Annotated in this window: 16 protein-coding genes; 9 read left to right on the forward strand and 7 right to left on the reverse strand. The window is 63.2% G+C overall.

Features of this window, described 5'->3' with window-relative positions; all coding sequences use genetic code 11:
* Nucleotides 1–8 precede the first annotated feature (8 nt).
* Genes FX134_RS13285 through guaA form a run of 3 tightly spaced genes read right to left on the reverse strand, consistent with a single transcriptional unit; the run spans nucleotide 9 to nucleotide 4,379 of the window.
* Nucleotides 9–311, reverse strand: a complete 303-nt coding sequence (locus FX134_RS13285; RefSeq protein ID WP_143412207.1) for a hypothetical protein — start codon at nucleotides 309–311, stop codon at nucleotides 9–11.
* Nucleotides 312–2,777: an AAA family ATPase gene (locus FX134_RS13290; protein WP_172623492.1), complete on the reverse strand. Its 2,466-nt coding sequence runs from the start codon at nucleotides 2,775–2,777 to the stop codon at nucleotides 312–314.
* A 24-nt stretch (nucleotides 2,778–2,801) separates the two neighbouring features.
* A complete protein-coding gene (gene guaA, locus FX134_RS13295) occupies nucleotides 2,802–4,379 on the reverse strand; it encodes a glutamine-hydrolyzing GMP synthase (protein ID WP_232050961.1) in 1,578 nt (525 codons plus the stop codon).
* Nucleotides 4,380–4,559: 180 nt separating this feature from the next.
* On the opposite strand from guaA, the gene FX134_RS13300 reads away from it, so the two are divergent.
* Both FX134_RS13300 and FX134_RS13305 read left to right on the forward strand, forming a co-directional pair.
* Entirely contained in the window at nucleotides 4,560–5,474 is a 915-nt protein-coding gene (locus FX134_RS13300; protein WP_080802932.1) for a DUF5655 domain-containing protein, read from the forward strand.
* 1 nt (nucleotide 5,475) lies between these two features.
* The gene (locus FX134_RS13305) at nucleotides 5,476–6,384 is read left to right on the forward strand and encodes a LysR family transcriptional regulator (RefSeq protein ID WP_080802934.1); all 909 of its coding nucleotides are present in this window, start codon (nucleotides 5,476–5,478) and stop codon (nucleotides 6,382–6,384) included.
* Between the two features lie 50 nt (nucleotides 6,385–6,434).
* Here FX134_RS13305 and FX134_RS13310 read toward each other — a convergent pair whose 3' ends face one another.
* Together FX134_RS13310 and FX134_RS13315 are read right to left on the reverse strand one after the other, a co-directional pair.
* Nucleotides 6,435–8,276 (reverse strand): FAD-binding protein, encoded by a 1,842-nt coding sequence (locus FX134_RS13310; protein ID WP_080802937.1) that lies wholly within the window; start codon nucleotides 8,274–8,276, stop codon nucleotides 6,435–6,437.
* A gap of 261 nt (nucleotides 8,277–8,537) precedes the next feature.
* Nucleotides 8,538–9,062, reverse strand: coding sequence for a very short patch repair endonuclease (locus FX134_RS13315; protein WP_080802941.1), 525 nt, complete (start codon nucleotides 9,060–9,062; stop codon nucleotides 8,538–8,540).
* A 132-nt stretch (nucleotides 9,063–9,194) separates the two neighbouring features.
* On the opposite strand from FX134_RS13315, the gene FX134_RS13320 reads away from it, so the two are divergent.
* Nucleotides 9,195–9,491, forward strand: coding sequence for a propionyl-CoA carboxylase subunit beta (locus FX134_RS13320; protein ID WP_080802944.1), 297 nt, complete (start codon nucleotides 9,195–9,197; stop codon nucleotides 9,489–9,491).
* Nucleotides 9,492–9,521: 30 nt separating this feature from the next.
* Nucleotides 9,522–10,457: an undecaprenyl-diphosphate phosphatase gene (locus FX134_RS13325; RefSeq protein ID WP_080802946.1), complete on the forward strand. Its 936-nt coding sequence runs from the start codon at nucleotides 9,522–9,524 to the stop codon at nucleotides 10,455–10,457.
* 81 nt (nucleotides 10,458–10,538) lie between these two features.
* Here the strand turns inward: FX134_RS13325 and FX134_RS13330 are convergent, their stop codons facing one another.
* Nucleotides 10,539–11,474: an AEC family transporter gene (locus tag FX134_RS13330; RefSeq protein WP_080802949.1), complete on the reverse strand. Its 936-nt coding sequence runs from the start codon at nucleotides 11,472–11,474 to the stop codon at nucleotides 10,539–10,541.
* 233 nt (nucleotides 11,475–11,707) lie between these two features.
* Between FX134_RS13330 and FX134_RS13335 the strand changes: the two genes are divergently transcribed.
* The 5 genes from FX134_RS13335 (at nucleotide 11,708) to FX134_RS13355 (ending at nucleotide 18,623) form a co-directional block, all read left to right on the forward strand.
* Nucleotides 11,708–11,989 carry a chorismate mutase gene (locus FX134_RS13335; protein ID WP_080802951.1) on the forward strand — a complete coding sequence of 94 codons (282 nt, stop codon included), beginning with the start codon at nucleotides 11,708–11,710 and terminating at the stop codon, nucleotides 11,987–11,989.
* The gene (gene aroF / locus FX134_RS13340) at nucleotides 11,986–12,786 is read left to right on the forward strand and encodes a 3-deoxy-7-phosphoheptulonate synthase (RefSeq protein WP_080802954.1); all 801 of its coding nucleotides are present in this window, start codon (nucleotides 11,986–11,988) and stop codon (nucleotides 12,784–12,786) included. Before FX134_RS13335 ends, aroF begins: the two co-directional genes overlap by 4 nt.
* Before the next feature lie 270 nt (nucleotides 12,787–13,056).
* Entirely contained in the window at nucleotides 13,057–14,793 is a 1,737-nt protein-coding gene (locus FX134_RS13345) for a Na/Pi cotransporter family protein (protein ID WP_080802957.1), read from the forward strand.
* A gap of 337 nt (nucleotides 14,794–15,130) precedes the next feature.
* Nucleotides 15,131–17,485: an ATP-dependent helicase gene (locus FX134_RS13350; protein WP_080802960.1), complete on the forward strand. Its 2,355-nt coding sequence runs from the start codon at nucleotides 15,131–15,133 to the stop codon at nucleotides 17,483–17,485.
* Nucleotides 17,486–17,702: 217 nt separating this feature from the next.
* The gene (locus FX134_RS13355; RefSeq protein WP_232050963.1) at nucleotides 17,703–18,623 is read left to right on the forward strand and encodes a DegV family protein; all 921 of its coding nucleotides are present in this window, start codon (nucleotides 17,703–17,705) and stop codon (nucleotides 18,621–18,623) included.
* Nucleotides 18,624–18,726: 103 nt separating this feature from the next.
* Here the strand turns inward: FX134_RS13355 and FX134_RS13360 are convergent, their stop codons facing one another.
* Entirely contained in the window at nucleotides 18,727–20,511 is a 1,785-nt protein-coding gene (locus FX134_RS13360; protein ID WP_080802963.1) for an FAD-dependent oxidoreductase, read from the reverse strand.
* Nucleotides 20,512–20,723 lie beyond the last annotated feature (212 nt).

Consider the following 20,723-nt stretch of genomic DNA (forward strand, 5'->3'; position numbering starts at 1 on the left):
GACCGACGTCATAAATTGCCTTCTGGTGCGATCAGCTCAGGGAGCTCTTCTTCTATGCCGGTTTTTGCTTGTAACGCTTCGTCGTTTCTCTTCTTGAGATTTCTTAACTCCGATCCCTCTTTAGTTTCCGATTGGATGGTGTTAAAAAATTTTGCGAGTGGTGTGTCTCCCTCAATGCAAAATTCGACTTCATCCGACAAAGAATCATCAAGAATTTTTTCAAGAAGATCTTGGGTCAAGTCGGCCACCCCCCTTTTCTCTGCATTGATGTATAATTCTCCATTCGCTTCGACGGTCACTTTTATTGCCATTTACTTCTTCATCCCTTCATAAACTTCGCTGCGATGCCTTACGGCACCGGTTCCTCCGTCAATTAATCCCGCCACGTCTTCAATCAGAGAGGAGCGTCCATTGATTCCAACGAATGAGCGGTTTTCGTAAAAAATCTGATTAGGCTGATTGACTTTCTTTTCATTCGTGGCAAGGATGATCTCATTTGCGTCAGCGTTGACGACAAGGAGGGGTTCATGGGTTGCCACAAAAATCTGATGCGTCCTTCGAAGCTTTGAGAACTTGTCGGCCAACGTGTCTATCAGGAAAGCTTTCTCCATGTTCGATTCTGGCTGATCGTAAAGGATGATTGTGTTGCTTCCGGCGTTGGAAATCGCAGAATCGAGGAAATAGGATACGTATACCTTGCTGAGCATTCCTGCCGAGAATTCGTCAATGGGCCTAAAGATCCCTTCTTCATCCTCTAGCTTAATGCTATAAGAAATTGCTTCTTCGACCGGCAATGATATTGAAAGACCATCTAGCACTCCTTCGCTAAAGAAAATGTCCAGCAGATTGGTGACGCTCTCTTCTTTGGAAAGATCGTAAGGGCCTTCGAAAGCTGAAATTCTTGCTTTGCCAGCTGCTCTTGTTGCAATATTGCTCGGAAAGATGTTTTTCAGATCTTCGCGGAAAACAATTAAAGGAATGATATGGATTTCGAGTTTTGCTGCATCGTTGGTGCTTTTGAGAGCGAGAGAATCGGCAAGCTTCTTTGGGTTAAGCGACGGAGCAGACAATTTGTAGGTACCGGCTTTTGATGAGAGAAGCGACTGGGCTAGCTCTTCCAATTTGTCGCCAATTAATTGTTTCTTTTCGGTTACTTGCTCAAACTGCTTGCTAACTTGTCCATTGTATACCTGACAGGCAGAAAAAAGGAGTGATTGGCGCTTTTGCTTAAAGATCAGACTGTCAATGCACTGCTTGATGCAAGTGATTTTCGACATTAACTGCGTTAGGTAGGCATTTGCAAGAGAATCGAGCTGGTTAATCAACCCTGAAGAAAATCCCTGCCTCTCGGCGATTTCTTTTAATTCTTTGAACGCTTTCGTGGCACTTAACAAGTCAGTCTCGCATGTTTTCTTGTCTGCGCCAAGGATTTCAACTTTGGTCTTGATGGAGGAATCCTGGTTGTATGCAATAACGTCCACGTGTTTAGTGTCGTTTGCGCAGACAAACAAGTGCGCACTTTTGACTTGTGCGAGAGCTGTCGCTGCGCGCAATTGTGAATGCTGTATCTCTTGGAGTTTGCGCAAATAATGATTCGCTTTGGTTTCAAACTCCTGAATCATTTCACTATACTGACTCGTGTCAACTTCGAGACCCAATTCTCGCATCAGCTCTGCACGGTTGCCTTGATACGCCCTCAATACTTTTTGGTATAGATTCTCGCCTTCGATTACTTCAAATCCAAAGGTGGGGTCGAGCTCGTTGCCGTCTGGTCCAAATAAATGAATGTGCTCGGATTTGTAGATGGAAGAATAGTTGGGCTTGCTTGAGGTGGTCTCGGTAAGGTGTTCCGATTTCATTTTGTACTTCAGGATATCCAGTAGGAGAGTTTTGCCGCTTCCTGATGGTCCAATGATGCAATTTAGACCCTGAGAGCAAGAGATATCTGACTGGGTCATTTGCTCACTGCCGTCAATTTTAATTCGAGCTATGAATGAGGGCCTTGTGACAATGTCCTCTTCTCGTACGATTCTTGAAGCGCCCGTCAAAACGCAGTAATAGAGATCTTCAAAAGTGTTCCCGGCCCAAATGTAAGTCGGAGACTGTATATCGGAGAATCGTTTTCTATCTACTGCTGAAACGTCTGCAGCCTTCTTTAGCCAATCGACCTGTCGTTCGGCTAAAAACTCTTTAATGCTTTCGACAAGCACATCCTTGTGAAAGCTTTTATTGTCTTCAAACGCTACCGGAAAGTAATGATTCAGCCCTACCAGCTCTTTTGCCATTTGGGGGTTACCGCGAATTGATCTGTTATCCTGCTTTATTCCGTGAATGCAGATGACGGCTCTGCTCTCGCACAGAAGGTCGCAAAGTTGGTTTATCTCGAAGCAATTCTCTCCATTGGCGATACATATGTCTCTCATTTTCATTTGAAGCTGCAGTACGTTTGCTGTTGGCGGAAACACCACTACAACATGGAGGATGCCCTCGTCTTCCCAATTCTTCAAATTGATCTCGGTGCCAGGCAAGAGCTCAATTCCTTGCGATTGTGCATATTTCCTTGCAAGCAACCAAGAGGCCGCATCGACGCAATTTGAATTCGTTTGGGCAAGGAGAGTGTATCCCTCTTGATGTGCTTCGTTTATTTCCTCATATGCAGTAGTTAATTCGAACCGAGGTTCATGGCAAATCGGTGTGTCTATTTTGCAATCGGCATCTAGACCGCCGAGATGGCAGTGGATGGACATCTTTGTGTATTCGCGATTCGCAGAAGCCATCCTGCCCTTTCTTATGCGCATGGTTTACTCCCACTCGATCGTCGCGGGGGGTTTACTCGTGATGTCGTAAGCTACTCGGTTTACTCCGGGGACTTCGGCTACTATGCGGCTGCTCACTCTTGCTAGCAGGTCGTAGGGGAGTTTTGCCCAGTCGGCGGTCATGGCGTCCGAACTCTCTACGGCGCGCAGGATGATGGGGTAGCCGTAGGTGCGCTCGTCGCCCATGACGCCTACGCTCTTGATATCGGGCAGCACGGCGAAATACTGCCACACGTTGCCGCCGTCGGCGTTGTACGCGTCCAGCTCCTCGCGGACGATGGCGTCGGCCTCCTTCAGCACGGCCAGCTTGTCGCGCGTCACGGTGCCGATGATGCGGATGGCCAGGCCGGGGCCCGGGAAGGGCTGGCGGTCGACGATGTGGTCGGGCAGCCCGAGAGCCCGCCCCAGCGCGCGCACCTCGTCCTTGAAGAAGTGGTCCAACGGCTCGATTAGGTCGAAGTGCACGCCCTCGGGGAACGGTATCAAATTGTGGTGGCTCTTGATGGTGCTCGCCTTGCCGCCGGTCTTGCGCGCGCCGCTCTCGATGATGTCGGGGTAGATGGTGCCCTGTGCCAGAAACTTCACCGGTCGGCCGCCTTCAGCCAGGTCCTGCGCCACCGCGAAGAACTCCTCCCAGAACTGCGAGCCGATGATGCGCCGCTTCTCCTCGGGCTCAACGACGTCGGCCAAGAGCGCCGCGTAGCGATCCTCGGCGTGCACGTGCACGAAGTCCACGTCGAACTGCTTCGTGAACACGGCCTCCACTTCCTCGGGCTCGTTCTTGCGTAGCAGCCCGTGGTTCACAAACACACAGGTCAGCTGCCGTCCGATAGCCTTCGCGCACAGCGCAGCCACCACCGACGAATCAACGCCACCCGACAAGCCCAAAATCACTCGGTCGCCGCCCACCTGCTCGCGGATGGCCTCCACCGCGTCGTCGATGATGCCCTCCATCGTCCAGTTCGCCTCAAGCCCGCAGATGCCGAACAGGAAGTTCGCCAGCAACTCGTCGCCGTGGGGCGTGTGGCGCACCTCGGGGTGGAACTGCGTCGCAAACAGCTGCCGCTCAGCGCACTCCATCGAGGCCACGGGGCACGTGCCGGTCGAAGCCGTCACGACGAACCCCTCCGGCACTCGCGATACGGCGTCGCGGTGGCTCATCCACACGGTCTGCTCGGCAGGAGTCTCGCCGTACAGCGCCGACGCGCCCTCGTCGCAGCGTGTAAGCTGCGCGGCGCCGTACTCCCCGGCATCGGTGTGGCCCACGGTGCCACCTAGCGTCACGGCCATGATCTGCTGTCCGTAGCAGAAGCCCAGCACCGGAATGCCCAGCTCGAAGATGCCCGCATCGATGGACGGCGCGTCCTCGGCGTACACGCTCGCGGGCCCGCCCGACAGGATGATGGCCGCCGGCGCCATCGCACGCACCTCGGTCGCACTCACGTCACACGGCACGATCTCCGAGTACACGTGCAGATCGCGCACGCGGCGGGCGATGAGCTGCCCGTACTGCGCTCCGAAGTCGACGACGATAACCAGCTGGTCGGATGGGTTGATGGACACGGGAGGCTCCTTTGCGTGCATGGGTTCCACTCTCTTCTCGGCGTTCATCTTACACGAATCGCCGCCGCTGATGCAGGTCGCGACCCCATATGCGCGCACAGCACAGAAAACGGCGACGCGTCGCGCGTCGCATGCGTATATAATCAAGCAAGGCTGAAACCGACATGCGAGGGGCCATTCATGGGAGATATCAAGCTGTTCTCGATCAATCCGACCGTGCGACCCGTCGAGCTGAAGGCCGCGAAGCTCGAGAAGGGCATCCAGCAGCTCATAGAGAAGAACATGGAAGCTTTCTTCGGGGTCAGATTCCTCCAAAGCGAGTACGTCATCAACCACGCGGGCGAGTACGAAAGCCAAGGCGGCCGAATCGACAGCCTCGGCATAGACGAGAACAACTGCCCGATCGTGTTCGAGTACAAGCGCGATTCGAATGAGAACGTCATCAACCAAGGCCTCTTCTATCTGGATTGGCTGATGGACCATCGTGCAGATTTTTGGCGGCTGGTGTTCGACAAGCTGGGCAAGAAGGTGGCTGACTCGATTGATTGGAGCTCGCCTGCGGTGTACTGCATAGCGGGTTCGTTCGGGAAATACGACCTCCATGCGATCAAGCAGATGAATCGCAACATCAGGCTCGTCCGCTATGCGAAAAACGACGAGATCATCCTGTTCGAATTCCTCAACGCGCCGTCGACCGCCACGTCTGTCGCGATGCTGGAGGAAGGGACGTCCGGCAAAAAATACGTGGACAGAACGTACGCCGAGCAGCTGGCGGGAGCGCCCGAGAAGCTTCGCGAAGTGGTGGACGAGGTTCGGCACTTCATGGCTTCGCTCGGCGACGACGTGTCCGAAAACGAGTTGAAATTCTACCTCGCTATCAAGAAGGTGCGCAACATCGTATGCGTCGAGGTGAACCAGAAGCGCGTCATCCTGCATCTGGCGCTCGACCCCTCGACGATCGAGGAGACGAGCCTCGTCAAGGATTGCTCGAACAAGGGCCATTGGGGGACGGGGGATGTCGAAGCGAGCCTTACGTCCTTGGCGGATCTCGAGGAAGTCAAACCGCTGCTCGAGCGGGCTTACCTGGAGAACTGAAATGGAGCTGCATCAGCTGAGGTACGCGTCGTGCGTGGCTCGTTTGGGGAGCGTGGGGAAGGCGGCCGAGGAGCTCTACATCTCCAAGCAGGCCATCTCCAAGGCCATCCGCTCGCTCGAGGGCGAGCTGGGCTTCGTCATCTTCGACCGCGAGGAGGGCATGCGCCTTACCGACGAGGGCCGCAAGCTTATTCTCCACGCGGACGCGGTGCTGCGCGAGCTCGGCGAGATCGACCTGCTCGCCAGCGCGCGCACGAGCGCCTCCTCCTCGCGCGAGGCGCTGCGCGTAGCCTTCAAGTCGTTCCCGCTCGACTACCTGTTCTTCAACGGGGAGAACGAAACGTTCGCCCTCGTGAGCGAGTTCGTCGCGCGCACACCGGGCTGCGAGCTGGCCACTTTCAAGCTTTCCGATGCGGCCACGCTCAAGGCCGTGCAGGAAGGCTTGGTGGACGTCGGCTTCGTGCAGGGCGAGTACAAGCGCGAAGGGATCAAGTCCGTCCCCGTCTCTATGATGGAGACGCGCGCCATCACGCTCGAGGGCAACCCCCTGTGCGAGAAGGCGCCTCTCGCTGTCGGGGATCTCAAAGGCGTCCCTGTTCGCAGCCCCTTCGACTTCGACCTGTTCACGAACCGGTTCATCGCCCGCTGTCAAAGCAGCGGCTTCGAGCCGAGGTTCCACGAGGTGCCGCTTGACGACGAGTCCATCGACGCATTCTGCCGCGCCGGCGGCGTGCACCTCCAGCCCTACGCACCCGCCATGAAGGCGAAGTTCCCCCAATGCGTTTTCATGCCGTTTCGGCCGCAGGATCGCGACGACCTCCCCCTGTGCATGGTCTACGACGAGCGCTCCATCGGCCCGCTCGCCCTCAAGCTGGTCAACTTCGTCCGAGGCAACGTGCGCGTGCGGTGAGGCAAGCGGCCGCCGGCGAGCGACGGCCGCTTGCGATGCGAGGTTGCGCGCTACCCCTCGTTGTCCAAGAGCGACTTCGCCGCGATCCACCCGGTGATCCAGCTCGTGCCCACGCCGCCGAACACCGTCGAGTTCCAGAAGCAGCCGTAGTTGCCCTCGCCCGACAGCCCGCCGGCCGTGGTCGCGTTGGCGTACAGGCCAGGGATGAGCGAGCCGTCCTCGCGCATGACCTGCAGATGCTCGTCGGTGCGCAAGCCGCACATGGTCTTCGCCATCTGGCTGCCCACGATGGCTCCGTAGAACGGCGGATCCTGCACGGGGTGCAGCCACGTGGGGTCGTACGGCGTGGACATCTCCTCGTCGACGCCCTTGGCGCACAGCTCGTTGTACTCCTTCACCGCGCGCGTCAGCACGTCGCGGTCGAGCAGCAGCATATCGGCCAGCTCCTCGAGGGTGTCGGCCTTCTTCACAGCGCCGCGCGCCACCGCCTCGTCAACCTCGGCGAGCCAGTCGGCCGTCACGAGGCCCTTCGTGTCGATGAGCGTGGAGGGGTCGGTGATAGGGATACGGTTGCGGTCGGTTCCCTCGTCGGTCAGCACGTCCTTCTCGAACACGGTAGTCGGGAAATTCGAGTCGCAGATGGAATACACGTGGTGCCCCACGGCAGACATCCACGCCGCGCAGTTGCTGAGGTCTCCCATCTGCCCGCCCGGGTTGGCGAACAGCTCCTGCGTGGCCGCGAAGTACGGCTGGCGGTTGCCGCGCTTGTCGATGAGGAGCCACGGGTTGTGGAACAGCTGCCGCTCGCCGTGCCAGAAGTAGTGCCAGAACTGGCCGTCGCCGCCCGCCGTCTCCTCGTCGATGGCGCCTTCCCAACAGCTCCACGAGTCGAAGCCGGAGAAGTCGGCGCCCATGCCGAGGCCCATGCGGAACGCCTCGCCCGTGTGGGACGGCATGGGGCCGCCCTGTACCGTGCCCTCGTAGGCGCTCGGCAGGTAGGCGCGGATGAGGTCGCGATTCATTCCGAAGCCGCCCGCGCACAGGATGACGCCTTTCGACGCCTTGACGAACCGCTCAGAGCCGTCGGGTCCCTTCGCGACGACGCCCGCCACGCGGCCTCCGTCGGCGACGAGCCTCTCGCACTTCGTGGACAGGCGGATGTCGGCACCCGCCGCCAGGGCTACGGCCTCCATGGCGTTCGTGGGGTTGTCCATGCCGAGAACTACGCTCTGCTTGCCGCTGTGGACGTCCGCATCGTGCCAGATGGGCCCCATGCACTCCATGTTCATGCCGTCTTGCTCCATGATCCAGTCGCATGCCGGGCCCGACATGAGAAGCTGGTTTTCGAGGAACTTCTCGTCGATGGAATACGCGTTCTGCTCTTCGTACATGCGGATGAAGGCCTTCGCGTCAGGCGGGAACGTGGGCACGGCGAAGCCCAGCTCGTTCTGGTCTTTCGAGCCCCCGAACACGTTCGCGAACGTGCAGGCGTGGCGGCTTGCCCCTCCGACCATGCCCTCTTTCTCGATGCCGATAACCTTCAAGCCCTGCTGCGCGAGGAACGCCGTGGCCACGATACCGCCGCCGCCCACGCCGACGATGACTACGTCGGCCTCGTCGTCCCAGGTTGCCGGCGGTTCGACCGGCAGGATGGGCGCGGCGTCGGGAAGGTCGGCTCCCTGCACGCGTTCGGCGAGCCGTGCGGTGATCTCGTCGGTTTGGCGAGGTGCCTCCTTCGACCCTGCTGCCCCCGAGGCGCTCTGCGGCGCGCAGCCGCCGAGCGCGAGGCCGCCGAGCGCGGCGGCACCTGCCGCGAAGCCTCCCTTCACGAACGACCTGCGGGAGAGCCCGGCGAGAGGAGCTTCCGCTGGGGATTTCTGCGATGGCAACATACGATCCCTCCTTGTCTGCGAATGTCAGCGGAAGGCCCCAAGGCGCTTCCGCCGCGTGTGCGCGTCCCGGAGGTGCCGTGTTGCAGTCCGTCGCCTCCGGGGCTCTTCGAGCGTACCACGCGGCAGAGGCGGGCCTCGTCATGCAAGGATTGACGCAGCGGCAACTCATCGTTGCCGGTAAACGGAGAGGGGCGGAAAGGTTCAGGCGCTCCAATTTCTCCCAGTACGGTTCGTGGTCGATGTGCGACTGTTGTCAGCCGCTCACAGATGCCAGGGCGGCGCGTCGTTCGGCTCCACCTTCAGCTCCTTGCCGAGCTCGGCGGCCAGTCGGGGGAGAAGCTCTTCGCAGGTTGCGGCGATGTTCTTCTTTTTGAGCCGACATTCCCAGATGACGTGCACGCGCCATCCGTCATCCACGAGCGCCGTCTGGTTGCGCTCGTCGCGCGCGACGTTCCGGCCGAACTTCACCGTCCAGTATTCCACGTGGCTTTTGGGCATCGTCGGCTTGCAATACGGGCATCGATGCCAGAAGCACCCGTTCACGAACAGGGCCACCTTCTTGCCGGGCCACGCGATGTCGGGCCGACCCGGCACCTTCCATTGCAGGCGGTAGCCGGAAAGGCCCGCCCAGCGCAGTATTCGCCGGACGAGCAGCTCGGGCTTCGTGTCGCAGCGTTTGTTGCCCTGCATCGACTTGCGCACGGCCTGCTGATGCGCGGTAGGCTCAGGTGCCGGGGCCTCCGGACGCTCGCCAGCCGCGCTGGTCTTTCCACTTGCTTCATCCATGCCGATCTCGCTCCGCTTTCGTTTTCGATCTTCCCATGGTAGCGCAATCGGCCCCAACCCGCCCCTTGGCCTGCAATGTTCGCCCTATGTTTTCTTGGCCTTTCGCAGCCCCCGTCGTGTACAATGCCCGGCATGGAGAACGCTCGTGACGACATAGAGGCGCTTGACGACCTGGAGCCGGACGCGCCCGCGGCAAAACGCCCGCGTCGCGAGGCGCCCTCGGAGGAGCGCCGCCGCGAGATGCACGCCTCGTTCAACGACCGCATCTCGTATCTGTGCAAGCTCGTCGCGCTCGTCATCGCGCTCGTGTCCTTCGCCACCATCGCGCTCGGCCAGGAGCTGCCCCGGTTCGTGCTCATGGGGCTGTGCCTGTCGGTGGCGCTTCTGGCCATCGCCATGCTGCAGGACCATCACCAGCGCAAGCAGTAGCCGCATCGATTCAACCAAGGAAACCACCGCATGATCTTCGAAGCATTGAAAGCCCTGCTCATCGGCATTGTGGAGGGCATCACCGAATGGCTGCCCATCTCGTCCACCGGCCACATGATCCTCGTGGACGAGTTCGTGAAGCTCCAGGTGTCCGACGAGTTCCTGGCCCTGTTCCTCGTGGTCATCCAGCTCGGCGCCATCATGGCCGTGCTCATCCTGTACTTCCACAAGCTCAACCCCTTCTCGCCGCGCAAGACCTCGATGGAGAAGAAGTCCACGTGGCGGCTTTGGGGCATGGTGGCCATCGGCTGCATTCCCGCCGCCGTCATCGGCCTGCTGTTCGACGACTGGGTGAACGAGCACTTCTACAACAAGGTGACCGTGGCGGCTATGCTTATCGTGTACGGCGTGGCGTTCATCGTGCTCGAGCGCCGCAACCGTCGCCGCCTGCGCGAGGCCGAGGCGGCCCTTGCCGCTCCGCGCGGACGCCATGCGCGCGCATCGTACGGCGACGCTGCCGACGAGGCCGAGGCGCAGCTGTTCAAGATCACCGACGTGGACGAGATCGACTGGAAGACCTCCCTCAAGATCGGCTGCTTCCAGGTGCTCGCCATCATCCCCGGCACGAGCCGTTCGGGCGCCACCATCATCGGCGGCATGCTGTCGGGCTGCTCGCGCACCGCGGCGGCCGAGTTCACGTTCTTCCTGGCCATCCCCATCATGTTCGGCTGGGGCCTGGTGAAGGCGCTCAAGTTCTTCGTCGCGGGCCTGGCCATGAGCATGACCGAGATCGTGGTGCTCGTCGTGGGCATCGTGACCGCCTTCGTCATGTCGGTGGTGGCCATCAAGTTCCTCATGGGCTACATCAAGAAGAACGACTTCACGGCGTTCGGCTGGTACCGCATCGTCGTGGGCGTGCTCGTGCTTGGCTACTTCGCCTTCGAGACTATGGGCATGCTGCCGTAAGGCGTCCAGCTTGTCGTCCTGAGCGGAGCGCGAAGCGTGGGATCCAACGAACACGCTGCGCTCGCTCAGGATGACGAGGCCTCACGCGAACAGCGCGGCCATCAGGGGGATGGTCACCAGCGCTCCCAGGGTGGTGACGAACGTGCCCTGCGCCATGGTCTTGGCGTCGCCGCCGTACTGGTGGCAGATCATCGTGCCGTTCGCGGCCACCGGCATGGCGGAGAGCACCACGACCACGCCGAGCAGCATATGGTCGGACACGACGAGGTGCAGCGCCGCCCACACGAGCGCGGGCGCGACGAGCAGTCGCACGAGCGACGCCGCCACGAGGCGCGGGCCGCCCACGAGCTGGCGCACCGGCACATTGGCCAGCGACGACCCGATGATCAGCATGGCCGCCGGCGTGGTGAGCGACCCGAGCGTGCCGAGCGCCTCGCCCACGACGGGCACGCTGTGCAGCCCGAGGAACGCGAGCACGATGGCCGCCATGCTGGCCACGATGCAGGGGGAGAGGAGCGACTTCGGGCCCATCCTCACCTTCACGCCGTACTTGTTGTCGGTGGCCAAAAGCCACACGCCGAGCGAGAACACGAGCACGTTGAACACGAGGTTGAACACGGTCGCGTAGATGAGCGCCTCCGTGCCGAACACGGCCTCCGTCACCGGGAACCCGATGAAGCCGGTGTTGCCGAACATCATCATGAACCGGAACACGCCCTTGCGCCCGTCGGGCACGCGCAGCGCCGCCGTGAGGGCGAACCCGCCGACCACCAACACGACGTAGCTCGCGCACGAGACGACGATGGTCCACCCGAGCTGCGCGGCCGTGGGCAGCGTGTCCGCGTCGAGCACCGAGGCCAGCATGAGCGCCGGCAACGCCGTGCTCAGCATGAGCTTCGAGAACTTCTTGTCGAAGTCCTCGTCCATGAGGTGCGCCCGCTTGGCGACGTAGCCCGTCGCGCCCACGGCGAACAGGACCACCATCTGCACGAATATGTCGGCGAACTGGGCGAGCACGGGAGGGTTCCTTCGGGGTCGATTCAGGTTGTCGGAAAAACGCTTTCCCAGTGTACACCGGCGGTCAAGCGCCCCGCGTCGCAGGTCGGCCAGTGGGCTTCCTCGTGAAATCCGAGCGGCGCGCTTACCGGGCGCGCGTCTTTTGCTATCATGGTGCGCACACGAGGGCCGCCCGCCGCCGGCGAGCGCGGCCAGGCTCGTTAAAGCATGAAGATCCATGGAAGGAAAAGCCGATGTCTGAGAGAGACACCTCCCTCGCGGAGATCCAAGAACATCGTGCCAAGATCGACGAGATCGACCGCCAGATCGTCGCGCTGCTCAACAAGCGCGCCGGCCATTCGCTGGTCATCCGCGGTCTCAAGCCCGGTGCCCATCTGGGCCTGTACGACGCCAAGCGCGAAGAGGAGATCTTCGCCAAGGTGGGCAGCTACAACGAGGGTCCCCTGTACAACGAGAACCTGCGCGAGATCTACGCCACCATTCTCAAGATCATGAAGGAGACCCCGTCGGTATGAGCGAAGCGAAGATAGCCCCCATCCCCGACCTCGGCACCCGCACCGACGAGATCACCATCTTCGCCGGCCCGTGCTCCGTGGAGTCGGTCGAGCAGTTCGACGAAGTGGCCGAATGCGTCGCGGGCCTCGGCCTCACGTGGATCCGTGGCGGCGCGTTCAAGCCGCGCACGAACCCGCACTCGTTCCAGGGCCTGGGCGAGGAAGCCCTCAAGATCATGCGCGACTCAGGCGAGAAGCACGGCCTGAAGACGCTCACCGAGGTCATGGACTCCGCGCACTGCGAGCTCGTGCACTCCTACGTGGACGGCCTGCAGGTGGGCGCGCGCAACTTCCAGAACTTCAGCCTGTTGAAGAAGATCGGCCAGGTGACCGCCGAGTCGCATAAGATGGTGCTGTACAAGCGCGGCTTCGCGGGCACCATCGCCGAGTGGCTGGCCGCCACCGACTACCTCACCGCCGAGGGCAACGACAACGTGGTGCTGTGCGAGCGCGGCATCCGCACGTTCGAGACGGCCACGCGCTTCACGCTCGACATCGCGGCCATCCCGGTCATCCACAAGCAGTCGCTGTGCCCCGTGTGCATCGACGTGTCGCACCCCGCTGGCCAGCGCGACCTCGTGCCGTCGCTCGCCTTTGCCGCCGTGGCGGCCGGGGCCGACTCGCTCATGATCGAGGTGCATCCCAATCCGCCCGCGGCCCTCTCCGACGGCCCGCAGCAGCTGACGCCCGCCCAGTTCGAGGCGCTCGTCGCCAAGCTCCGCGAGATCGCGGCCGTGTTCGGCAAGAAGATCGTCTAGGGCTCCGGCCGACCGCCGGACGAGCCGACGCCGCGCTAAGCCTAACCGCTGAAAGACAAAGTGGCTCCGATTCGGAGCCACTTTTCAATAAAGTGGCTTGAAATTTTAACCACTTTAGCACGTTAGAGCGAAGCCTCAGCCTTTGGCCGCCCCGTGTAAAAACTTTACCTGAGCTTTACGCTCCCTTGACGGGGGTCTTACCGTCCACCCAGTATCCTTTCGACTCACGTGCACTGTCGCTGCAACCGATGATGCGAAGGGGAGTCCCGCGTGAACGCTCCGATGGAAACCGTGTTCGGCCTCTTGGGCGGTTTGGCCGTATTCCTGTTCGGCATGAACATGATGTCCGAGGGCCTGCAGAAGGCCGCCGGCGCCAAGATGAAGTCGATCCTGTCGATGCTCACCTCCAACCCCGTGCTCGGCGTGCTGGCGGGAGCCGTGGCCACCGCCGTGCTGCAAAGCTCGAGCGCCACCACGGTCATGGCCATCGGCTTCGTGAGCGCGCGCCTCATGACCATGCGCCAGGCCATCGCCGTCATCTTCGGCGCGAACATCGGCACCACCATGACGGCCCAGCTCATGGCGTTCAAGATCAGCGACTACATCTGGCTCATCGTGTTTCTGGGCTTCATCGTGTGGTTCCTCGCGAAGGACGAGCGCGTCAAGAACATCGGCCAGACCGTGTTCGCGTTCGGCCTCTTGTTCGTGGGCATCGACACGATGGGCGCGGTCATGAAGCCGCTCGCGCAAAGCGACGTGTTCCTGGCGATGATCGAGCAGGTGAAGGGCATCCCCGCGCTCGGCGTGGTGGTGGGCACCGTGATGACGCTCGTCGTGCAGAGCTCGAGCGCCACCATCGCCGTGCTGCAGAGCTTCGCCTCGCAGCCCGGGCCCGACGGCGTGACCAGCGTGCTGGGCCTCCAAGGCTCCATCCCCATCCTGCTCGGCGACAACATCGGCACCACCATCACGGCGCTCCTCGCCTGCATCGGCCAGTCGCGCGACGCGAAACGCACGGCCGTGGCACACAGCGTGTTCAACATCTCGGGCGCGTTCCTGTTCATCTGGTTCGTGCCGGTGCTCGCCTCGTTCGTGCAGCTTCTCACGCCGGGCCCCGAACTCGACGTCATCGCGCGCCAGATCGCGAACGCGCACACCACGTTCAACATCGTGTGCACGCTTCTGTGGCTGCCGCTTCTGGGCGTGATGGTGAAAATCGTCACGTTCCTCGTGCCGGGCAAGGTGGGCGAGCGGGAGCCGGGCGCGCTCGTCACGCTCGACGAGAACATCCTCGGCCAGCCGGTGTTCGCCATCCGCATGTTCGGCGAGGAGCTGCAGAAGTTCTGCGGAGCGGTGCGCGCCATGTTGGAGGCGCTGCCCGAGGCTATCGCGAGCAGAGATGCCGCCACGCTCAAGGCGCTGCAGGCTGACTGCACGCAGGTGGAGGCCGCCGACGGCGAGCTGGCGAACTACGCGGTGGAGCTGCTGTCCTCGGGCGCCACGTCCGAGCGGCAGGCCGCCGAGATCACCGACCTCATGTCCATCGTGGACGCCGTGGGCCGCATCGGCTCGCGCTGCGGCGAGGTGGCCTCGCTCTACGGCGAGAACCTCGCGTCCAAGAGGCGGTTCTCCGACGAGGCGCGAGAGGAGCTGGCCGAGAGCGCCGCCATGGTGTCGGAGATGTACGACGCGGTGCTGCGCTTCCTGAGCGACCAGGACGCGGCGTCCGAGCAGGTGCTCGACGAGCGCCGCCGCGCCATCATCAAGCGCCAGAGCAAGGCCCGCAAGGCGCACTTCCGCCGCGTGAGCAGCCGCCAGTGCGCGCCCGAGAACAAGGCCGTGTACAACCAGCTGCTGCTTTCCCTCGAGCGCGCCGGCAACGAGTGCTCGAACCTCGTGGAGCACGGCGCCGAGCTCTCCATGTGGCGCGACTCCCTCGGCACCAACCGCCCCGGCGACGACGAGCCCACGGTCGCGTTCGACGACCCGGTCGAAGCGTATGCGTGAGACAAAGGGACGGGGTAATCGTCTCATTTCGCCTACCCGTGCTCTGAAACCGGGGTGGACGACACAAAAACCGGTTGGTTTGGCACTGATCGAGGCCGATCGAAGCGGATTCTTTCGAGAAAGCAGCGGCTCCCGCTGCGTTTCCCCAGCTCGCGCATGGAGGGCCTGACGGAAGACGGAGCAATCAGTGCCAAACCGACCGGTTTTTGTGTCGTCGCCCCCGCCTCTACCCGCGTCCTCGCCCTCCCTTGCGCAGATTGCGCGCGTTTGGCGGCGCGCCGGACGAAAAGCGGTAGAATACGGAAGCTTGGTTCCACATCCGTAGGAGACTGCTCACATGCCAATCGACATCGACACTCTGAACGGGCCGCAGCGCGAGGCGGTCGTCACCATCGACGGGCCGCTGCTGGTGCTGGCCGGCGCGGGCTCGGGCAAGACGCGCGTGCTCACGTACCGCATCGCCAACCTCATCGAGAACCATGGCGTGGCCCCCTGGGAGATCCTCGCCATCACGTTCACGAACAAGGCGGCGGCCGAGATGCGCGAGCGCCTGAACGCGCTGGTGGGCCCGCGCTGCCGCGGCATGTGGGTGTCCACGTTCCACAGCATGTGCGTGCGCATCCTGCGCGCCGACGCCGAGCGCCTCGGCTTCACGAAAAGCTTTACCATCTACGACACGGACGACCAGAAGCGCCTGTACAAGGAGATCATGGCCGAGCTGGACATCGACCCGAAGCGCTTCCCGGTGAACGCCCTCATGAACCGCATCTCCACGGCCAAAAACGAGCTCATCGCGCCCGGCAACTTCGAGAAGGAGGCGACCGACCCGGTGGGGAAGGTGGCCGCGCGCGTCTACACGCGTCTGCAGGAGCGCCTCAAGGCCGCGAACGCCTTCGACTTCGATGACCTGCTGCTCTACGCCTACCTGCTGCTCAAGAACCACGCCGACGTGCTGGACGCCTACCAGGGCCGCTTCCGCTACATCATGGTGGACGAGTACCAGGACACGAACCACGCCCAGTACGCCATCACACAGCTTCTGGCCGCGAAGCACCAGAACATCATGGTGGTGGGCGACGACGACCAGTCCATCTACAGCTGGCGCGGCGCCGACATCCGCAACATCCTCGAGTTCGAGCAGGACTATCCGCGCGCACACACGGTGAAGCTCGAGCAGAACTACCGCAGCGTGGGCAACGTGCTGGCCGCGGCGAACGCGGTCATCGCCAACAACCAGCACCGCAAGGCGAAAAAGCTGTTCACGGCCGCCGAGGACGGCGAGAAGATCCAGGTGTACATGGCCTCCGACGAGCGCGACGAGGGCCGCTGGATCGCCGGCGAGATCGAGAAGCAGCGCGCGGCGGGCCTCACGTACAACCAGATGGCCGTGTTCTACCGCACCAACGCCCAGTCCCGCATGCTGGAGGACATGCTTTTGCGCGCGGGCGTGCCCTACCGCATCGTGGGCGGCACGCGCTTCTTCGACCGTGCCGAGATCCGCGACGTCATGGCCTACCTCACGCTCATCGTGAACCCGGCCGACGACATCGCCGCCAAGCGCGTGATCAACGTGCCGCGCCGCGGCATCGGCAAGACCACCATCGAGCGCATCGAGCAGTTCGGCCGCGAGATGGACATGCCGTTCATGGAGGCCGCCGAGCTGGCCATCGCCGACGAGGACCTGCGCGCCTCCACGCGCCAGTCCATCGCCGAGTTCGTGGGCCTCATCAAGGAGGCGCGCTCCTACGGGGGCGATCTGCGTAAGGTGATCGAGGCCGTCATCGACAAGAGCGGCCTCATCGGGGCGCTCCAGGCCGAGGGCACCGACGAGGCGCGCGGCCGCATCGAGAACATCCAGGAATTTTTGGGCGTGGTCGACGAGTTCGTGGATACCCACGACGAGGACGACGCCGACTACGCGGCCCCGACGGCCGGCGAGGGCACGGCGGCGGGGGAGGCTCCCGTGCGCGTGCTGCGCGGCGACTCGCTCGCGGACTTCATCGAGTGGGTGCGCCTGCGCACCGACCTCGATACGGTGAGCGACGACGGCCGGTTCGTCACCATGATGACCGTGCACTCCTCGAAGGGCCTCGAGTTCGACTGCGTGTTCGTGGCCGGCATGGAGGAGTCGCTATTCCCCCACATGAACAGCAAGGACGACGCGGCCGGCATCGAGGAGGAGCGCCGCCTGGCCTACGTGGCCATCACGCGCGCCCGCAAGCGCCTCTACCTCACCTGCGCCTACGCGCGTCAGATCTTCGGCCAGACCTCGTCGAACCCCGTGTCGCGCTTCATCCAGGAGATCCCCTCCGAGCTGCGCCAGACCACGGGTTTGGGGTCGGCCGGCTTCAGCGGCACGGGCTGGGAGAAGCGCGGCAGCCGCAAGGGCATCGCGGGCAGCGGCACCGAGGCGGGCGGCGGCCGCGTGTTCGGCCGCTCGAGCGCGTCGGGCTCTGCGGGCCGCTCTGACGAACGGGCGAGCCGCGTGGCCGGCTCCTACGTGCGCCCCGGCGCGGAGAAGAAGGCGGCCGCCAAGATGGCGTTCTCCGCCGGAGACACCGTGGACCACAAGACCTTCGGCCGCGGCAAGGTGACGAAGGTGGACGGCGACACGCTGTTCGTGAAGTTCTCCAAGACCGGCCAGACCAAGAAGCTGCTGAAGGACTACGCCCCCATCGTGAAGATCGGCTAGCGGCGGGAACTGTATCAGGGATGCCCCGTAGGGCAAGGGCTCTGCCCTTGCCGCCACCTGCGGGAAGGGCCCGGTCGACGGCAAGGGCAGAGCCCTTGCCCTACGGTCAACCTGGGCGAGGCGATGAGGCGGGCTTTCGTCACGGCCTCGCCCCTCCACTTTCGCGGGAGCCCTTGCAACTCGGGCCGCTATGCCCCATGATGGAGCTATCGACGACGTGCGGTCGCAATCGATCCACAACCCCGCGCTCTTCGTCCCCGCCGACGAGGGAAAGAGGTTCCTCATGAAGATCGTTGCCGACTCTTCCACCATGTTCTCCGTCGAGGAGGGAGCGGCCCGCGGCATCGGGATCCTGCCGCTCGCCGTGGGCATCGACGGCGAGACCTGGCTCGAGTACGAGGAGATCGCGACCGACGACTTCCTCGCGCGCGTGCGCGCCGGCGCGATGCCGCAAAGCTCGTGCCCGCCGCCGCACCTCACGCTCGAGGCGTACGACACCGACGAGGAGGTGGTGCACCTCGCCATGGCCGACGGCCTGTCCGGCGCCTACGAGGTGGCCTGCGGCTTGCGCGAGCAGGCGCGCCATCCCGAGCGCGTCCACGTGGTGAACTCCGCCACCCTGTGCGCGCCGCACCGCGCGCTCGCCCTGGCCGCCGTCGAGCTGGCGAAGCGCTTCAAAAGCGCCGGCGACGTGATCGAGCGCCTGCGCCCCCTGATCGCGAGCGCGCATTCGTTTCTGCTCCCCGAGGATTTCGAGTACCTGCGCCGCGGCGGCCGGCTCACCCCGCTCGCGGCCACGTTCGCGCACCTGCTGAAGGCGGCGCCCGTCATGCGCCAGACCGACGACGGCACCCGCCTCGAGCGGCTCGCCGTGGCGCGCAGCTTCAAGAAGGGCATCGAGGCCGCAGCCGCCGAGCTGGCGCGACGCGACGTGGGCGCGGGGCACTTCATCGGCGTGAGCCATGCGGACAACCCCGCCGATGCCGGCTGGGCGCTCGACCGCCTGCAGACCGCCTTCCCGCAGTGCCGCTTCGGCCTTTACGAGCTGGGCCCGGCGTTCATCACACAGGGCGGCCCCTCGTGCATCGCCGTCCAATCGATCGACCTGGGCGCATTCCCCGACCTCGTCCTCGGCTGACGGCGAAAAGGAAGCGGCCGCGCCCACAGGGGGACGCGGCCGCTTCCTAGCCATGCGGCGCCGCGCGGGGAGGGATGCGCGGCGCCGAGGAGCGAAGGATCTCCTACACGCCCGCGGCCGCGTTCTCGCCGCAGAGCTTGCCGAACGTGAGCGCGCAGGCCAGGCTGTGGCCGCCCACGGTCACGGGGTACTCCACCAGGTAGCGCCCGCCCTGGGTGTTGCCGGCCACGTAGAGGCCCTTGATGGGCTCGCCCTCGTCGTTCAGGGGATGCAGGTCGGTGTCGCACTCGAGCCCGCCCATGAGCACGAGCATGCCGGCGTTGTCGAAGCGGCAGGCGTAGAACGGCGGCGTGTCCACGGGGAACATGCGCGTGCCCAGCTTGCCGTAGTCCTCGTCCACGCCCTTGGCGGCCAGCTCGTTGTAGCGCGCGATGGACTTCTTCACGTTCTCCACGGGAAGGCCCATGCCTTCGGCCAGCTCCTCGATGGTGTCTGCCTTGAGCGTGACGGCCCCCTCCACCATCTCGTCGGTGGTGTAGCCCAGCGCGAAGCCCGAAAGCACCGTCTCGTACTGGTCCTTCTCCTCCTCGGGGATGTAGTAGTTCACGAAGCCGTGGCCCGTGCCCTGGGCCAGGAGCTCGTTTTTCCAGTTGGCGTCGAAGATCTGCCACGACTTCGTGCCCAGCTTGGCCATCTCCGGGTCCTTCGAGGCGGGCTGGCGCGACAGCTGGTCGGCGATGTTCTGGCCGGGGATGTCCTCGTTCATGAAGCGGTTGCCCTCCATGTTGAGCTGGAGGAACGCGTCCACGCCAAGCGCTCCGCCCATGTGGTGCGTCATCGGCGCGTAGGGCCCGAGCTCCATGTGGGCGCCGGCCCAGATGGCCATGCGGTGGCCGTCGCCGGTGTTGGCCACCTCGCCGTTGGCGTCGAGCGAGCCGTAGAAGCTGGCGAACTCGTCGGCCTGCGGGGCGTAGTAGTGGCGCATCTCGGGGTTGCCGCCGATGTCGCCCGTGCACAGGCACACGGCCTTCGCGTTGATCTTGGTGAACTTCTTGCCGTCCTTGTCGCGCACGTACGCGCCGGCCACCGCGCCGTCATCGCCCACGATCAGCTGGTCGGCGAACGTCTCGAAGATGAGCTCGGCGCCGGCGGCCTTGGCCTTGTCGCGGCAGTTCTCGCAGCCCCACTGCATGTTGGGGTTGAGGTTGATGGTGCCGTGGAAGAACGGGTAGTACTCGGTCTTGTAGTCGTAGCCCTCCAGCGGCGGCCAGAAGATGGGGCGCAGGAAGTTGGGCTTGTCGGTCTGCTTGTTGTCGGCAGTCTTGGGGATGAGCTCGTAGTCGGCGCCCTCCACGAACCAGTCGAACGCCTCGCCGGAGTGGTCGTACCAGTAGTTGAGGAAATCGGGGTTTGGACGGTAGCACATGTCCTTCATCAGCTGGTTCACGATGTCGCCCTTCGGCGCCCACGTGATGCCGGCGTCCTGCTGGATCTTCGAGTTCACCACGCCGAACGCGCCGGCCATGGTGACCACGCCGATGTCGGGCTGCTTCTCGATGCCGATCACCTTCGCGCCCGCCTCGGCCGCCGAGCGCGCGGCGGCCACGCCCGCGAGGCCCAGGCCGATGACGAGCACGTCGCAGTCCTTCTCCTCGGCCACCTCGGCCGGCGCCTCGGGCTTGGCGAGGAACGACGGCGTGTACGCGGTGGGGTCGGGCATGCTGGCGGCCGCGCCGCCCTCGGCGCCCTGGGCGCCCGCGTCGGCCGCTGCGGCGGCATCCTTGCTCTGGGGCGCGCAGCCCGCGAGTCCCGCTCCCGCCGCGACGGCGGCGGTGGCCCCCAGCCCGAGGAACGCGCGACGCGACATACCGGTGGTGTTTGCCTTCATGATGATGCTCCCTCCTGTTGGTTCAGCTTGCTCCCGGCGGATGCTTGGATCCAAGCTCCGCCACCCCGAACTCTAGCCCCCAAGGCACCGCTCGCGCTTCCTCCGCAAGCGGGTGATTTTCGCAAAACCGCAGGTCTGCACCACCTGAAACGGGTGATATGCGTTGAAGCGGCGCATCGGGGGCCGCGTGCGGCGGCGCGGTTAGGGTATAC

This window comes from Arabiibacter massiliensis (assembly GCF_902386925.1).
Lineage (GTDB): Bacteria > Actinomycetota > Coriobacteriia > Coriobacteriales > Eggerthellaceae > Arabiibacter > Arabiibacter massiliensis.

Coding starts and splice junctions, on each gene's coding strand:
- FX134_RS13300 (WP_080802932.1), top strand. CDS start 4,560: ATGGGAGATATCAAGCTGTTCTCGATCAATCCGACCGTGCGACCCGTC.
- FX134_RS13315 (WP_080802941.1), bottom strand. CDS start 9,062: ATGGATGAAGCAAGTGGAAAGACCAGCGCGGCTGGCGAGCGTCCGGAG.
- FX134_RS13335 (WP_080802951.1), top strand. CDS start 11,708: ATGTCTGAGAGAGACACCTCCCTCGCGGAGATCCAAGAACATCGTGCC.
- FX134_RS13320 (WP_080802944.1), top strand. CDS start 9,195: ATGGAGAACGCTCGTGACGACATAGAGGCGCTTGACGACCTGGAGCCG.
- FX134_RS13310 (WP_080802937.1), bottom strand. CDS start 8,276: ATGTTGCCATCGCAGAAATCCCCAGCGGAAGCTCCTCTCGCCGGGCTC.
- aroF (WP_080802954.1), top strand. CDS start 11,986: ATGAGCGAAGCGAAGATAGCCCCCATCCCCGACCTCGGCACCCGCACC.
- FX134_RS13360 (WP_080802963.1), bottom strand. CDS start 20,511: ATGAAGGCAAACACCACCGGTATGTCGCGTCGCGCGTTCCTCGGGCTG.
- FX134_RS13290 (WP_172623492.1), bottom strand. CDS start 2,777: ATGGCTTCTGCGAATCGCGAATACACAAAGATGTCCATCCACTGCCAT.
- FX134_RS13350 (WP_080802960.1), top strand. CDS start 15,131: ATGCCAATCGACATCGACACTCTGAACGGGCCGCAGCGCGAGGCGGTC.
- FX134_RS13325 (WP_080802946.1), top strand. CDS start 9,522: ATGATCTTCGAAGCATTGAAAGCCCTGCTCATCGGCATTGTGGAGGGC.
- FX134_RS13285 (WP_143412207.1), bottom strand. CDS start 311: ATGGCAATAAAAGTGACCGTCGAAGCGAATGGAGAATTATACATCAAT.
- FX134_RS13305 (WP_080802934.1), top strand. CDS start 5,476: ATGGAGCTGCATCAGCTGAGGTACGCGTCGTGCGTGGCTCGTTTGGGG.